General features: G+C 45.7%; 20 protein-coding genes. 1 reads left to right on the forward strand and 19 read right to left on the reverse strand.

What is annotated here, in order from left to right:
* Positions 1-238: 238 nt before the first annotated feature.
* From FAY32_RS11665 to FAY32_RS11690, 6 genes are all read right to left on the reverse strand, one after another.
* Positions 239-1,537, reverse strand: a complete 1,299-nt coding sequence (locus FAY32_RS11665) for a pyrimidine-nucleoside phosphorylase (RefSeq protein ID WP_143463607.1) — start codon at positions 1,535-1,537, stop codon at positions 239-241.
* Positions 1,538-1,578: 41 nt separating this feature from the next.
* A complete protein-coding gene (locus FAY32_RS11670; protein ID WP_143463608.1) occupies positions 1,579-2,535 on the reverse strand; it encodes a sugar-binding transcriptional regulator in 957 nt (318 codons plus the stop codon).
* Between the two features lie 76 nt (positions 2,536-2,611).
* Positions 2,612-3,319 (reverse strand): purine-nucleoside phosphorylase, encoded by a 708-nt coding sequence (deoD, locus tag FAY32_RS11675; protein WP_143463609.1) that lies wholly within the window; start codon positions 3,317-3,319, stop codon positions 2,612-2,614.
* A gap of 31 nt (positions 3,320-3,350) precedes the next feature.
* Positions 3,351-4,538 (reverse strand): phosphopentomutase, encoded by a 1,188-nt coding sequence (locus FAY32_RS11680; RefSeq protein ID WP_143463610.1) that lies wholly within the window; start codon positions 4,536-4,538, stop codon positions 3,351-3,353.
* A gap of 30 nt (positions 4,539-4,568) precedes the next feature.
* Positions 4,569-5,258: a deoxyribose-phosphate aldolase gene (deoC, locus tag FAY32_RS11685; RefSeq protein ID WP_143463611.1), complete on the reverse strand. Its 690-nt coding sequence runs from the start codon at positions 5,256-5,258 to the stop codon at positions 4,569-4,571.
* A gap of 344 nt (positions 5,259-5,602) precedes the next feature.
* Positions 5,603-5,848, reverse strand: coding sequence for a helix-turn-helix transcriptional regulator (locus FAY32_RS11690; protein ID WP_143463612.1), 246 nt, complete (start codon positions 5,846-5,848; stop codon positions 5,603-5,605).
* Positions 5,849-6,363: 515 nt separating this feature from the next.
* Between FAY32_RS11690 and FAY32_RS11695 the strand changes: the two genes are divergently transcribed.
* Positions 6,364-6,720 (forward strand): helix-turn-helix domain-containing protein, encoded by a 357-nt coding sequence (locus FAY32_RS11695; protein ID WP_143463613.1) that lies wholly within the window; start codon positions 6,364-6,366, stop codon positions 6,718-6,720.
* Positions 6,721-6,883: 163 nt separating this feature from the next.
* Here the strand turns inward: FAY32_RS11695 and eutJ are convergent, their stop codons facing one another.
* The 13 genes from eutJ to FAY32_RS11760 form a co-directional block, all read right to left on the reverse strand.
* Entirely contained in the window at positions 6,884-7,735 is an 852-nt protein-coding gene (gene eutJ, locus FAY32_RS11700; RefSeq protein ID WP_143463614.1) for an ethanolamine utilization protein EutJ, read from the reverse strand.
* A 23-nt stretch (positions 7,736-7,758) separates the two neighbouring features.
* Positions 7,759-8,301 carry an NADPH-dependent FMN reductase gene (locus FAY32_RS11705; protein ID WP_143463615.1) on the reverse strand — a complete coding sequence of 181 codons (543 nt, stop codon included), beginning with the start codon at positions 8,299-8,301 and terminating at the stop codon, positions 7,759-7,761.
* A gap of 69 nt (positions 8,302-8,370) precedes the next feature.
* Positions 8,371-9,183: a tyrosine-protein phosphatase gene (locus tag FAY32_RS11710; RefSeq protein ID WP_143463616.1), complete on the reverse strand. Its 813-nt coding sequence runs from the start codon at positions 9,181-9,183 to the stop codon at positions 8,371-8,373.
* A gap of 611 nt (positions 9,184-9,794) precedes the next feature.
* Positions 9,795-10,139, reverse strand: a complete 345-nt coding sequence (locus FAY32_RS11715; protein WP_048735691.1) for a BMC domain-containing protein — start codon at positions 10,137-10,139, stop codon at positions 9,795-9,797.
* A 13-nt stretch (positions 10,140-10,152) separates the two neighbouring features.
* Complete coding sequence (locus FAY32_RS11720) at positions 10,153-10,389, reverse strand: hypothetical protein (protein ID WP_143463617.1); 237 nt, start codon at positions 10,387-10,389, stop codon at positions 10,153-10,155.
* 4 nt (positions 10,390-10,393) lie between these two features.
* Positions 10,394-10,864 (reverse strand): GlcG/HbpS family heme-binding protein, encoded by a 471-nt coding sequence (locus FAY32_RS11725; RefSeq protein WP_143463618.1) that lies wholly within the window; start codon positions 10,862-10,864, stop codon positions 10,394-10,396.
* A gap of 2 nt (positions 10,865-10,866) precedes the next feature.
* The gene (locus FAY32_RS11730) at positions 10,867-11,445 is read right to left on the reverse strand and encodes a cob(I)yrinic acid a,c-diamide adenosyltransferase (RefSeq protein WP_143463619.1); all 579 of its coding nucleotides are present in this window, start codon (positions 11,443-11,445) and stop codon (positions 10,867-10,869) included.
* 26 nt (positions 11,446-11,471) lie between these two features.
* Positions 11,472-11,741, reverse strand: coding sequence for a EutN/CcmL family microcompartment protein (locus FAY32_RS11735; RefSeq protein ID WP_082153273.1), 270 nt, complete (start codon positions 11,739-11,741; stop codon positions 11,472-11,474).
* Positions 11,729-12,232 carry a PduM family microcompartment protein gene (pduM, locus tag FAY32_RS11740; RefSeq protein ID WP_143463620.1) on the reverse strand — a complete coding sequence of 168 codons (504 nt, stop codon included), beginning with the start codon at positions 12,230-12,232 and terminating at the stop codon, positions 11,729-11,731. The genes FAY32_RS11735 and pduM overlap by 13 nt, the downstream gene beginning before the upstream one ends.
* 36 nt (positions 12,233-12,268) lie before the next feature.
* Positions 12,269-12,559: a BMC domain-containing protein gene (locus tag FAY32_RS11745; RefSeq protein WP_048735685.1), complete on the reverse strand. Its 291-nt coding sequence runs from the start codon at positions 12,557-12,559 to the stop codon at positions 12,269-12,271.
* 12 nt (positions 12,560-12,571) lie between these two features.
* Positions 12,572-13,174 (reverse strand): BMC domain-containing protein, encoded by a 603-nt coding sequence (locus tag FAY32_RS11750; protein ID WP_143463621.1) that lies wholly within the window; start codon positions 13,172-13,174, stop codon positions 12,572-12,574.
* Between the two features lie 14 nt (positions 13,175-13,188).
* On the reverse strand, positions 13,189-13,542 hold the full coding sequence (locus FAY32_RS11755) for a glycerol dehydratase reactivase beta/small subunit family protein (RefSeq protein ID WP_143463622.1): 354 nt from the start codon (positions 13,540-13,542) through the stop codon (positions 13,189-13,191).
* Positions 13,535-15,379: a diol dehydratase reactivase subunit alpha gene (locus tag FAY32_RS11760; RefSeq protein ID WP_318635489.1), complete on the reverse strand. Its 1,845-nt coding sequence runs from the start codon at positions 15,377-15,379 to the stop codon at positions 13,535-13,537. The genes FAY32_RS11755 and FAY32_RS11760 overlap by 8 nt, the downstream gene beginning before the upstream one ends.
* Between the last annotated feature and the right edge of the window lie 18 nt (positions 15,380-15,397).

The raw sequence follows: 15,397 nt of genomic DNA on the forward strand, positions 1-15,397 counted from the left end.
TATTGTTCGAATTTTTACAAAAAAAGTCAGTTCTGACAAATCGCTAGCTAGCCAGCGCCTTTAACCTTTCAGTCGTCAACTTACTATCCCCTAATTTTTCGGCCCCAGACTTTCTACGCTAACGATAAGCCATGCCCAACTTTCCCCCCTGATCGACCCAGACCAAACAAATACCCCCGATCCACAAAGGACCAGGGGCACTTGCTGCAGAACAGCTCAGCTAGTTTCTAATTTCCACTTACCGAACCGTTTCGTGAATCAGCGTAAATGGTTCTGCTGAGTCACTAATTTCAATGTTGTCGTATAACCGCTTCTTGATATCTTCAACATCTTCGCGGTTACTGTAGATGGTCAACAAGGTGTCGCCTTCCTTGACAGCATCGCCAACCTTCTTATTCATCATGATACCAACGGCATAATCAAGCTTGTCGTCAGCCTTTTGCCGGCCGCCACCAAGCAGCATGCTGGCAATACCCATTTCATCAGCTTCGACCTTGCTAACGACCCCACTAGCCTTGGCTGGTAGCGGAATCTTGTATTTGGCTTGTGGCATGATTTCTGGGTGGTCGATCACGCTACGGTCGCCACCTTGAGCTTCAACCATATCCCCAAACTTCTTCAGTGCGGAACCATCAGTAATGGTCTTTTCACACATTGCCCGGGCTTCATCCAACGTCTTCGCCTTACCGGACATCACAACCATGTGTGACCCTAACGTCAAGACTAAGTCGGTGATGTCAGCTGGTGCTTCGCCCTTCAACAGGTCGATAGATTCTTTGATTTCCAAAGCGTTCCCAATGGCATTCCCCAGCGGTTGATTCATATCGGAAATGATGGCCATGCAGTCCATACCAACCCCTTTACCGATACCAACTAAGGCCTTGGCCAATTCACGAGAGTCATCTAAGGTCTTCATGAAGGCACCAGCACCGGTCTTCACATCAATAACTAAAGCGTCAGTCCCGGAAGCAATCTTCTTACTCATGATGGAGCTGGCAATCAATGGAATTGAGTCCACGGTGTCCGTCACGTCACGCAGGGCATAGATCTTCTTGTCAGCAGGGGCAATGTTCCCGGTAGCCCCAACAATGGCTAAGCCTTTGTCCTTAACTTGTTCGATAAAAGCATCTTCGCTGATTTCAACTTGGTATCCTGGAATCGCTTCCAATTTATCCAACGTCCCACCAGTGTGGCCCAGGCCACGACCAGAGATCATGGGTACGGGGATTCCTAATGCCGCAACGATTGGCGCTAGCGGAATACTCGTTTTGTCCCCAACACCACCGGTTGAGTGCTTGTCGACCTTCATGCCAGGAATGCTGGACAGGTCCAAGTGGTCCCCGGACTTCATCATCGCCATGGTGAGCTCTGAGCGTTCAGCGTCCGTCATGTCCTTGAAGTAAGTTGCCATCAGAAAGGCACTCGTTTGGTAATCAGGAATCTCACCGGAAACGACGCCATCAACAAACGTCTGGATTTCTTCCTTAGTTAATTCGCCACCGTTACGTTTCTTATCAATAATATCAACCATTCTCATAATTAAGCCACTCCATTTCTAAGTCAGTGACATCACCGGCGTTAAGCCGACGGTGTGACCTTCAGTAGTTGTGTTGCTGCGTGTTGATCGATGATGAGGCAGTTCGGGTAGCCGCCGAGTAAGGCCGCTTTAATTGCCGGAACCTTAGCATCGCCGGCTGCCACTAAAATTGAATGTTCCTTTTCACGTAAACTATCGAGGTTAATGCCAATTGTCCGTTGATTTAACTGCTGATCGACGATTTCACCATTTTCGTCTATGTAGCGGGAGAAGATATCTCCCACAGCATGATCCTGTAGAAACTGTTTTTCTTGTTCTTGCAGGTAGCCTAGCTGAAAAACCAATGCGGTATTGCGCACGGTACCTACCGAGTAAATCGCAATATTGGCCCGTTCACCCAACTTCAGGAGGTACTGGATGTGCCGTTCAGCTTCCACCAATTCCTTAGTTTGTTGGTGGTCAAAGATGACCGGTAGTGGCAAGTACTGGGGCACCGCGTGAAAGGCATTGGCAAAGGCGTCGATGCTTTCGTACGCGTACGTGTGCTCCGTGGAATAACTCACGCTTCCTTTGAGTTGAATCACCTCGACGCCCGTGAGCGTGTCTGGCTGTAAATTGGAACCAATGGCATAGATGGTCTTGCCCCAACCGATCCCGATGACGTCATGTTCTGTCACGATGTCCTCCAGATAGCGAGCGGCATATTGTCCAACCGCGTTGAGCAGCTCACTGGCTGCCGTTAACTGCGTTGGGACCACGTGTACCTCAATCTGATAGGCCCGTTTCAACGCCCGTTCTAGTGTCTGCACGTCTTGAACGGGATCGACGATTTGAATTCGTACCAATCCCTGTTCCCGTGCAAACTGCAGGAGCCGTGAAACGGTTGGTCGGGAAATCCCTAACTTTTGGGCAATCTGGCTTTGACTCTGGTCGCCTTGGTAATACATCTTAGCGACGGTCAGTCCTTGTGCCAACCGTTGTTCCGTCGTCTCTGCCATGGTCTTGCCCCCCTCACTTTTTATTTATGAACAAACCAGCGGGTACGGTCATGATTGTCCGCACCCGCCAGGTTGATTACGCTTTAACGGCTGTGTCTAAGGCAACCTTGATCATATCGTTAAATGACTTTTCCCGTTCTTCGGGACTCGTTGATTCACCAGTAATCAAATGGTTACTAATGGTTAAGACGGACAATGCCCGCACGTGGTACTTTGCAGCTAACATGAAGAGGGCTGCAGATTCCATTTCCGTTGCGATAATCCCGTAGTCAATCAGCTTCTGCCGATCCATTTCATCATTATAGAAACGATCCTCAGCTAAGATATTACCGACTTTAACCGGAATCTTCAGGTCTTGGGCAACGTGGTAAGCAGTGTCCAGCAGACCAAAGTCACTGATTGGGGCGTAGTAGATGCCACCGCCAAACGTGTTGTGAATGATTGAAGAATCCGTCGTAGCGCCTTGTGCCAAGACCACGTCACGCACGTGGACATCTGGGCTCATCCCACCCGAAGTGCCGACCCGGAATAAGGTTTTAACGCCATATTCGTTGATCAGTTCGTTGGTGTAAATGGAGATTGAAGGAATCCCCATCCCGGTCCCTTGAACGGAGATCCGTTTGCCCTTGTAAGTCCCGGTGTAGCCGAAGCAGTTCCGAACCTTGTTGTAGCAAACAGGATTTTCCAAGAAGGTTTCCGCAATGTACTTTGCCCGTAATGGATCACCTGGCATCAAAACAGTATCAGCAATTTCGCCCATTTTCGCTTCAATATGGTTACTCATGATTAGTTCCTCCTAAAATGGTTGTGGTTAACTATTTCAAGTCTGCTAAGAAACTGTGGCCTTCACCGTTACCAGCCACGCCAAAGTTGTCTAAGACGGTTGCTCCGAAATCAGCAAATGGTGACCGAACACCTAAGCTCCCGCCTTGCTTGAAGCTTGGTGAGTAAACCAGTAATGGTACTTGTTCACGGGTGTGATCTGAACCGGTATAAGTGGGGTCGTTCCCATGGTCGGCGGTGATCATCAAGAGATCATCGTCATTCATGTTATCCAACACCGTCCCAAGACGCTTGTCAAAGTCCATCAACGCGTTCCCAAAACCTTCTGGGTTCCGCCGGTGACCGTACATCGCATCGAAATCAACTAAGTTAATGAAGCAAAAGCCAGTGAAGTCTTCAGTCATGACGTGATCAACGTGGTCCATCCCATCCATGTTACTTTCGTTATGGTAACCTTCGTCGATACCATGGCCAGAGAAGATATCGTTGATCTTCCCAACACCGACAACGTGAACACCGGCAGCTTGCAGGCGATCCATATCGGTTTCAGCCGTTGGTTCCAACGTAAAGTCCCGTCGGTTAGCTGTTCGGGTAAAGTGATCGGCATCTGGTCCAACGTAAGGCCGTGCAATGATCCGACCAACTAAGTATTCTGGACCATTAACTAGTGAGCGCGCATATTCACAGATCTTGTAGAGTTCAGCGAGTGGGATAATATCTTCGTGCGCTGCAATCTGAATAACGGAATCCCCAGAGGTGTAGACGATCAAGTCGCCCTTTTCCATCTGCTGTTCACCAAGTTCAGCGATAATCTTTGTCCCAGATTCTGGACGGTTACCGATGACCTTGCGACCAGAAAACGCTTCCAATTTATCGATGATGTCTTGTGGGAATCCATTCGGGAAGGTACTCAAGGCTTTGCGAACGGGTAAGCCCATCATTTCCCAGTGACCATCCATCGAATCCTTACCTGCTGAAATCTCACGCATCTTACCGTAGTAAGCGTGTGGATCGTCAGCCACAGGAACGCCTTCGATAGGCGTATCCCGCAGGTTAGATAACCCAATTTTAGCTAAGTTAGGCAATGCCAACTTGCCGGCGAAATGGTGTCCAACGTGGCCCAAAGTGTCGGAACCTTCATCGCCATACTTGGCAGCGTCGGGTGCAGCACCTGCACCGACTGAATCCATAACTAAACCAAAAACTCGTTTGAACTTCATACCTGTATCCCCGCTTTCACAAATTAAATTCTAGTAGCCAGCCTTAGCACTTGCAGCGTCACCCGTTAAGATAGCGACCGTGGCACTAACACCTAAACGACTCGCTCCGGCATCGATCATGGCCAGTGCTTCTTCGCGGCTGTGAATACCACCTGAAGCCTTAACCCCTAAACGGTCACCGACAGTTTCACGCATCAATTTGACGTCTTCTAACTTGGCGCCAGCAGTGGAGAAGCCAGTGGACGTCTTCACGAAGTCGGCACCAGCCTTTTCGCTCAATTGGCAACCGCGAACGATTTCTTCCTTCGTTAATAAGCAGGTTTCCAAAATGACTTTGAGCAACTTGCCCTTGGCATGAACGGCGGTTGCTAAGGCCTTAATGTCAGCTTCGACAACATCATCATTACCAGACTTCAATTCACCAACATTGATGACCATGTCGATTTCTTCGGCGCCATCATCGATAGCCTTTTCTGCCTCAAAGACCTCACTAGCGGTTGCCATGGCCCCTAGTGGGAACCCAACGACGGCAATTGGATTAACCGTCATCCCCTTTAATTGCTCAGTAACGAACGGAATCCAGTAAGAGTTCACACAAACTGAAGCTGTGTTAAATTTTGCAGCTTCGTCACAAGTTTGCTTAATGCTTGCTTCAGTAGCATCTGCCTTTAAATTAGTGTGGTCCATGTATTTAGCGAGTTGTTCAGTAGTTAATGTCATTGTATGAAACCCCTTTCATTTATCATCAATAGCATACCGGATTCCTGCACAATTGTAAAGGCCTTTTCTGCACTTCCGTTCAACAACCCCCTGAATTGTGTAATACCGCACAAATAGTTTACAGCATTTTGGGTTTATCGTTTTACTAAGCACATTCCTACAACCACAGCGTTTTCGTGAGTTTGGGGTCACCAAACTAGTTAACCTGATTGACCCTAAACCCACTCGATTTGTTTAGCAAAAAATTTTTCAAAAAAATATCGCCTTGGAGCTGCTCCTCGGCGACGGTGATCCTAATTCTGTTTTTGTAACCGGATCAGCCCGGTCCCCCCTAGAACGCCTACTTAGTTCCTAGTCGCCCGTTGACGCAAAGAACGAATAAAATCGTTTTTCTTGCCAAAAAAAAGGACGGCCTTAGGAATTTGATAGAGTTGAGATAGGCGTTCGATGGTGGCTAAACCTAGGTTGGAGCTATCACGCTCCCAGGATGCCAACGTTTGATAGTGAATACCCAAACGTGCCGCAGCCTCTTTTTGCGAGTACCCCGCATTGTGGCGAGCAGCGTCAAGTGTAATCTGCACTTTCTCCATCACGCACACCTCCTTACAAACACTTTTGTATATTAAGCGAGTTTATTCGTTTTGTCAATTACTTTCAGCAGTTAATCAACTAATTAAGTTTGCTTGCATGCAATCTATTCGTTATAATGACGACAGCGGATTATTTCCTAGTCTGGAAAATGCGGTTTCCGGGTCACATAAATGACGACTCATCGTTCACGACCAATCTTGCGAATAGCCTCACATTTAGCGTCTTTTTCCAAGCACTGGTCGTAAGCAATTTGCTGTTATATTCCCTATTTATATGTTTTACTTGACCAAACTAAGGGTGCAAGGGCTTTCGCCATTAATTAATTTTTCATAGGTAATGGATGCCACTAATTGGTGGCTACAATTGACAACTGCTGTCACAAAATCCGTATCGTTTGTGAACTAACTATCCGAACTGAAGTTAGTTTTTAATTTTATACAAGCGATTGGCTCTGTCCAAACCTAGCCATCAACAAAGCTTTAAACCCATACTTATACGTAAAGGAGTGAGTGCAGTGCCCCGCCATGAACTATCTTCATTTGAAAAAAATATTCGCCGACTTATTGCTCAGAATCTCAAAACGGCCTCACGGGGCATGACCCAGGGCGACCTTGCCGCCAAAACCGGCATTCCCTCCTCAACACTTTCGGGATATTTCGCACAACGATCAACCCCCAGCCCAGAGAACGTCCAGCTACTCGCTGACATCCTCGGTGTACATAAATCGGCTATCGATCCTCGTTTCAGTGACACCCTGTTCACTCAAGATGCCGCGTTCGATGTCGCTTATCTACAACTGACGCCCAGCCGACAATTAGCCGTTCGCCTCTTCGCTCAGGAGCAGCTCAAACAACAGAACCAAGAATCATAAAAGTAGTAACGCGGTGACCGATTGGGTCGCGGCGTTACTACTTTTTTTACCAAATTTAAGTTAGATTTTTGCCTCAAAAATAAAGTTCAATTTCTGAATAAACCTAACCCGCCACGCTCTACCATAACAACAATCGCCTGTGCACTCAGGTTACGCGATACCCCTATGTATCATGATCATACATGGCAATGCCAATCGGCGTCACAAACTGAGGAAAGTCTGGCTTATAGGCGGGAGTACCTAACGCCTTACTGAAAGTATCAATAAAGTCCTTAAAATTAATAGCCCCACCAACAACAATCACCGGTTCCTGTGGTGACCCCGCTGTAACGTCGCTAGTAATTGTTGCCATTTTCTCTACAACTGGGCGAATTAGGGCGAACACATCATCTTCTTTTGCTGGATCTCGCTTAGCTTGTTCCGCTGTGTCCATATCCCAACCATTATGCCCCGCTACTACTAACGACATATGAAAGCCTCCAGTAGCCTCATCACTCACCTGAATCAATTTTTTATTCTTAAAAACACTAACGCCAGTGGTTCCCCCACCAATATCAACGACCGTACCACTTTTCACGCGTAAGAACTGCGCGGCAGCCGTTGGCTCATCGACTACTTTTCGACAAATAAATCCTGCCGACTCAATCACGTTGGCAACGATTTTTGCACTCCCCGCCCCTGTACCAGGTGGAATAGCGCCACAGGCTGTCGTCAGTGGCACACCTAAAATGCTCTCTGTCTGCTCTTTCAGTCGACTCAAAATACGAACAGAATCCATAAAGTTCACAACTAGGCCATCCCGTACAGCGTGATCGTATTCAAAATTACCGTAAATTACCTGGTCGTCTTGGTCTAAAACAACCATCACAATGCTCGAAGTTCCCAAATCAACGCCCACACGTAAAGACTCGCCCTTACGAACCGGACGAACTGCTTTATCACCATTCACTACCTGAGCAAACTGTTGCAGTTGTTGGTTCGCCTGAGTCAATAAATTACGATTACGCTGAACCATCCGTGTCACCTCATCTTCTTAGTCTATCTGTTTGTGCGATCTATGGTATCAACAAAGCTACTCATAGCCGCATCCAATTCTTTAGCGACTTGCTGATTAACCAACCTATCCTGATTATCGAATGCTGCTTGAACTCTGCCAATGGTGATGAAATCATTTTGAACGTTCATCCCCATATAACGGAGTAACTGCTGAATATGGGCATTGGCGTTTGCTCCCCCACGCTCACCAGAAGAATCAGTAATCACCAATGCGGGCTTATGAACAATGTTCGCCGGTGGTAACGGCACTGATAACACGTCAAGTGCATTTTTCAATCCACCAGGGATCGAAAAATTATATTCTGGTGTGACCAAAATCAGGGCATCCATATGGTCAACGACGCTGCGAAAAACCTGCCATTCTAACACCGGATTTTGCTCTAAATCTGGATTGTAAAGCGGTAAGATTTCGTAATTCACCTGAATAAATTTTACCGACAATTGCGCCTTCATCAAATAATTCGCAATCTTTTGGCTATAAGATTTTTGACTGAGACTCCCAACCAATATACCAATATTAGTCATCAGTGCCACTTCCTTAATAGTTATCTAGCAAATTTCTACGTCCTCTATGTACTCTTAGCATAACTGCTCTTAACGCTGACGCACGCTCTCATCAGCATCCTCCTCTAAAAAAAGTTCTTTGAGTTTAGTGAGGTCATCTTCATTGAGCCTAAGTTGTTCACGACAGTATGCCTTAATCCCACCATACTGATCATTGATAACTGCCACCATCTGGTCAAAATAGTCATCCCGAACAATGGACAAATCAAAAATCGATTGCAGGTAAGCCAGATTATCGCTGACTAACTTAGCCCCATTGAGTCGATTATTAATCCTTATTGCAGAGGCCCAATTACTATCCAAGTAGTCCGCCTTAATGGCCTTGTCCGAAATACCCAATATCATCAGCGTTAGTGCGGTTAAAACGCCAGTTCGATCCTTACCAGAAGAGCAGTGGAAAAGAATTCCTCCAGGCGTAGCGTTAAGCAATGACTTGAAGAATTGATGATACGCCTGTTGTGACTCCATACCGTCAATTAATTGACGATAACTATGCATCATCAGCTGGAATCCAGCCTGCTTATCCGTCAATTGATCAGCCAGACTCCTCAGATTCGCTGTACTCTCTGTCAAATCTTTTCTGGAGACTGAAATTTGTAAATAACGAATCCCGCTACCCAAACGATCTGGATAGGTCGTCACTTCCCTTGGCGATCTCAAATCAATAACAGTTCGTACCCCATAATCATAAAGTGTCTTTTGGTCCACACTATCCAAGTCAGACAAATAGCCTGAACGAATTAACCGATGGTGCTTGGTCATCAATCCATTGGGGGTTTGATAGCCACCCAAATCACGACAATTGAAGCCATTATTCAATTTAATCTCTTGCGCAAGTTGCATGACTATCTCCCCCCTTTATTTATCAATGACTAAAGGTTGAAAATTCCAGAGTACCGACTATGTCTGCTCTAGTAACAACAATGGAGCTAAAAATAAGTAACATAGTAGTTAACGGTATGAGCTGGAAACAGTGCAAACAACGCACCTGAGCCCATATCTGCCGACCTTTCGGCTTACGTTGTGCGCTCAGAAAACATTGAAACTAACTACAACCATTATTATTGACTGGACTAAAACCGTTAAGTAACTGTCGTCTAGAGCGTTTTACCTGATAGAACACAGTCAGCACCGGAGGAGGTCAGGAATGGAGCCAGCCGTGAAGGTGATGTTAGGTGGTGTTTTTAGCCAGCTTACATCACGGGCGACTTTGGAGACACGCGGTTTTCGTGGCTTCAAATCGAGCGAGAAGACTGGTGTTCTTCCAGTCTGAAGCGTCCCCACAGCAGGCGGAATTTCTGACAGCCGTAGTGTGCCGGATTTAGACTAGTTTAATGGGACAAACGCTTACCAATACCAAGTTGAAACCTGAGCTTCATCTTTCAACCTTTAGTCAATTACTAAGCCCAATAAGAAAAGAGCCGCGGCCTAACGCTGTGGCCCTTATTTCTTATTTAGGTTCTTGTAATTTTGGGGATGTCGAAGCCCAGGAGCTCATGTAACTTAGTGATGACCTCTTTCAGGGCAGACTCAACCTCTGACACTTCGCCAACGATGACCACCGAGCCGCTAAATCGATCGATAAATCCCAGCGTCACATTACTAGATTTAGTGGCTATATCACCAGCAATGATTGCTGCCTCACTAGGCGTAATCGTCAAAATTCCTAGTGCATTTTTCGGCGTCTGAATACCCAATTTTTCATAAATATCAGGAGTGGGATTAGCAACAATATGTGCTAATGTCACCTGCTTACCGGGCACATACTCCTGGATTGTCCGTTCAATATCACGACCCATAGAACATCCCTCGCTAACCGATACTATTCTCTACATCCTGCTTAATGCCTTCTAGTAAAGGAGAATTGTCCACATCAGCAGACTCGCCCTTAATCTTTTCCAGTACTGAATCGCGTAAATCTCTCAGTAATGGTGATGTATTGCTATCATCCAGATTGGCTCTACTTCCACTAGATTGCTGGTTCGTGCTGCGACCGGCTTCTTGGGCAATAATGTCACGAATAAGCGCTTCCATTTTTCCTTGATCCATAATCTTAATCACTCTCCTTCTTAAAAGTTTCAACAGCCACTTCACAAATAGCCTGATCCTGCTTAACAGCACCACCACTAACACCAATGGCACCAATGATTTTGCCATTAATCTCCAGCGGAATTCCACCACCAAAGGAAGTCAGTTGACCGCCCATCATGGTTTCAATTTGATATAATTCCGCCCCGGGCTGAACTTGTTCCGATATCTGAATCGTTGGCTGCTTCATCGCCAAAGCCGACCAAGCCTTTTTAGGTGCTAACGTGCTACTTACTAGATTCGCGTTAGGCATATGGTAACTCATCTGAACGACCTGGTCACTACGCATAATGGCAATGGTAACACCGATTTTGAATTCATCTGCTCGCTGTACCGCAGCGGCGATGACTTTCTCCATCTTAGTCAAAGAAAAGTAATCCACCTGTTGCTGCGCAATTACCTGTTTAATTACGCTGCTTAATTGATCTTCATTCATCTTTACCGACCGTCCTCAATTTTTGAATAGACTTTGATGACTTTTTCAGTAACATCATCCACTAAATCTTCATAGTCTTCAGACCGCGCCATGATGTATAGAAAGTCTGAGAGCCGATTAACGTATCTTTCTAACTCTGGGCGAAATTCAATACTTTTAGACAGTTTAACAAATGATCTTTCGGCTCGCCGACAAATGGTCCGACAAACATGGAGTTGTGCTCCTGCCGTGCTCGAGCCAGGCAAAATAAAACTATGGATGGGTGGCAACTCTTTGGTATAGTCATCAATGACCTTTTCCAAGGCATGCGTATCATCATCAGTGATGAATTGGCTCTGCTTTAAGAACTTATCTGTGTCTTTGGTGGCAATTTCGCCTTGAAGATAAAACATCCGATATTCAACAGTCTGTAAAATCTTTTTATTCTTTTCGCTCTTACAAAACTTATCTGCCAGACTGATATTTGCATTCAGTTCGTCAAAAGTTCCGTATGTTTCAACTCGAATCGAATCTTTTTCAACTCGCAGACCGTCAAATAGACTAGTCTTACCTTTGTCGCCGCCTTTAGTGTAAATAGCCACTAAGACTCACCCCTTAACGTCAACTTCTACTTGTCAAAACGATCAATAATTCCAACGATCGTACAATCATTAACATCCGCTGCATCCCGTTGAGAATCACCGTCTGCTCTACGGGCACCTGCGCCTCTGGTGACCAATACATTATCACCAATACCAGCGTTAACGGTATCAGACGCAACCTGTTCAAAGCGAATTGCTTTTTGGTCCGAATCAATTGGACGAACAATCATTAACTTTTTTCCAACTAAGGAAGGATCTTTCTGGGTAGATACAACACTACCGATTACTCTAGCCATATACAATTTTCTTCAGTCCTAATCTTTATTTTAATATTCTTCTTATCACAAATCTCTGCCCCTTCATCGGTCAAGGTTTGGCTCACAGTCTTGATTAAAACTGCATTATCCGGTAAAGTAGCGATTTCTCTTCTAGAAATAATTTTGTGATAACTTCCTACAATAAGCGAATTACGACCAACGACAAATTTGATTGGCCAGTCTAAGACCATTGCTCGAGGAATAAAATTAACGATGGCTTCGTTGACTTTTAAATAGAAGCAAACACCGTAATTAATGCCGTTTAACACCCATAATACCGAAGCATTATCTATTTTTAACGAATAGAGATCCTTGATAAACTGGATGGAAACGTCTTCTAAAATAACGCTGCCATAGTCAACAAACACCTGTTTATCCTGTGGAGATGGCAACTCATTCAGGGAAAGACTTGTATTCGCAGTTTGTCTTTCCTTTAATTTGGCAATAACTTTTTGAACCAAGTCATCCATCAGCACACCTCCAGCCCATTAAATATACTTAAACCTTTATTCCGCAGTTGTATCTGCAACCACCGGCAAGATGTTTTCAACCTCACTATGCGGACGAGGAATAACATATGATGAAACGACTTCACCGACCGATTGCGCCGCTTGCAGGCCTGCGTCAACGGCAGACTTTACAGCACCGACATCCCCACGGATCATAACAGTAACCAAGCCAGCACCGATTTTTTCTTGACCGGTCAATTGAACGTTAGCGGCTTTGACCATGGCATCTGCTGCTTCAATCGAAGGCACTAACCCTCTAGTTTCAATCATTCCCAAAGCATTATTCATTTATTCTTCCTCCTAATTCTTGTCGGGTTTATCCTTTTTATTCAATTCAGCTTTCTTTTCCAGCTCTTGATAGTGCAGGCACTTGTTATGTGGCTCGCCTAGTTTACGCGGACATTTGGGATCACCACATAGATTACACGTGGCCCGCTCGCTAGGTTGGTCATCATCGGATTCATCCGCGACTTGTGTCTTAGTACTATCATCAGCACTGGTTTTTGCCTGTGGATCAACTGGCATATCTTGCGTCTTGGTAACGCGATGTTCGGGATGTGGGCCAAACATTGCGGATTCTTTCATTGACCCATCTGGATTGTATTTTTCAGGATTAAATCCCCGAGGTGCCACATCACTAGCCCCTGAACTTCCCAATTTATTCAATCCATCAGCAGGACTACCAATGACTAATCCGGCGATATATTCTTTCGGCAAAGTCTGCTTGACAGTTTCAACAGCAACTTTCAACGCAGCTATGTCACCCGTAAACTCTAGCGTAATCCAACCATTTTCAGCATTACGAATTCTGCTAAGTTTAACGTCGCTTGTTTTTAACATGCGATCAGCGGCAACAGTCGCGCTGGACAGTCCGTTGCATTCTACATATCCTAACGCTTCCATAATTTTATCCCCATTCATGATAATTTCTTAAAGGGTATCCCCTTTACTAACCGAGCGGCGTTGGCTCCCAGCATTCGTAACTTAGCGGCATCATCAATCGTCAAATCAAACAACGGCTCGTGTTCCGGCAGATTCTTATAGTGGATCACGTAACGATGCGCATCGTAAGCAATCCCAACAGACAGCCTGGAAGCTAATGCTGCTTGATATGCCCGCGAGACAACATCACTAACCGCAATATCCTGCATTGCACTCGGAATTTGTTCTTCTTCGATACCATTTAAGAGTGGTTGCAACTGCGCTTGAGCAGTCGAAATCTCACCATCTACACCGATAACAATCGTTGGTCGCTCAAGCTTATCAGCCATTACTCAGCCTTCTCTCTTCAGCATAGCGAAGAACCAATCCTGTAGCGACAGCGTTCCGCGGTCCCATAATACCACGAACGTTTCCCCGGCCAGAGACCAGATTATAGTGTGCTAACTCATCTGTAACCAATTGTGGAATTTCAAAGTCCAGTGCGGATCCCCCAACAATTACGACAAACGGGATATCCCGAATATTTCCTGTGGGACTGACGTACTTTAAAGCCCGGATAGCGTTCGTCACGAACACCCGCTTCTTGGCACTTTGCCGCACTAATTTGATTTTTTCAATGCTAGGGTTACCCGTAACTGGTTCATAGCCATCTGGTTTGATGACCACAATTCGGGCAAACAGCTCGGACGGCAATGGATGATCGAAGAACTGAACGGACCCATCTTCGTGCCGCAATTGAAAGAGATTTTCAACCTTAGCTAATGGATAACGTTTAATATCTTCCGCTAGATAAGGGTCAGACAAACCCAATTCCGAGTTGATAATCATCGTCACCATATCACCAGCACCGGCAAGATGAATCGCAATCATCTTGTCTTCCTTGTTAATAATGGACGCATCCGTTGATCCAGCCCCAAAGTCAAGAATTGCAATTGGTTTAGACGTTCCGGGTGTGGTCAACGCCCCATGAATGGCAGACTCAACCTCTGCACCACCAATTTCAACCTTAACACCGAGTTCCTTTTCAATGAGCTTGGCGATCACTTCCATCTGCAGGTGGTCAGACTTGACCATTGCGGCAATTCCCACGGCAGATTCGTTCAAGAACTCCCCTGCCAAACCGCCAGTAACTTTCACCGGCACTTGGGTATCAATCGCCAACAAGTCTTGAATCGCGACATCCTTATTGTGTTTACCAGTCAAAGTCGCCATGGTCTGACGAACCTTTTCCAGCATACCACCAATGTTTGTTCCAGACTCTCCGGTAATATCCTTGATGTGCCGGAAGTTAGAGACTTTCTTCATAATTGCGTCGGCACCCCTTGAGACACCAACCTCTTCTTTTCCAGTCTCACCATTAATGATGATTTTACCAGCTGGAATCACACGAGCTTTAACGTCCCCGGCTGGCGTCTTAATGACCACTGCAGACCGGTTGCCAATCAGGGCTCGTGAGACGGGAACAATGTTTCGCGTCTCTTCAGAATCCAGATTAAACAGTGTCGCAATCCCGTACGGATTAGCCAACTGTGAAATAACCTGTCCGGGTCCAGCAACTTCAACCGCCGCCAGCATTCGAACCGGCACCTTATCAATCAGGGCAACCTCGTCAACGATTGGAATTTTCTTATTCAACCGATTATCAACAAGCACCGCATCATCGTTTTGTAGAATGGCAGCTGTCACATCGTAACCAACAGCCGTATACGCATTGATTAACTTGGCGCAATTTTCAAAATCGAGTTCTTTGGGGACAATCACAATATAGCTACGGTTCTTGTCACTTTCCCCAGCTAAATCCAAAATTGAAATTGTAAGTCCAGATGCAGTTCCCATACCACCTGGTGTATCAGGATTATGGCCAATCATGGTGGATTCCGTGACAATCGTCTCCGTAATCGTCTCCATGGCCACGTCGCCAATAACCGGAGTGGCTTCGTTAATTCTAATTAAATCAATGTCAGAAATTGATAAATTAGTCTTATCTAACACCTGATTGATTGAATCACGAATACCAACTAGGTTTTCTTTGGTTCCCTTAATACCCGTTGTTGCAGCTATCCCTGATCCAATAAAATTTGCCTCTCCACTATCGGAAACATTAGCTAGTGCAACTTCAGTTGACGAATTTCCAATATCAACGCCAATCACATTTTTCATTGCCATACCTAAACACCCTTTTTC

The sequence above is a fragment of the Levilactobacillus enshiensis genome (genome assembly GCF_007115095.1).
Classification (GTDB): Bacteria; Bacillota; Bacilli; order Lactobacillales; family Lactobacillaceae; genus Levilactobacillus; species Levilactobacillus enshiensis.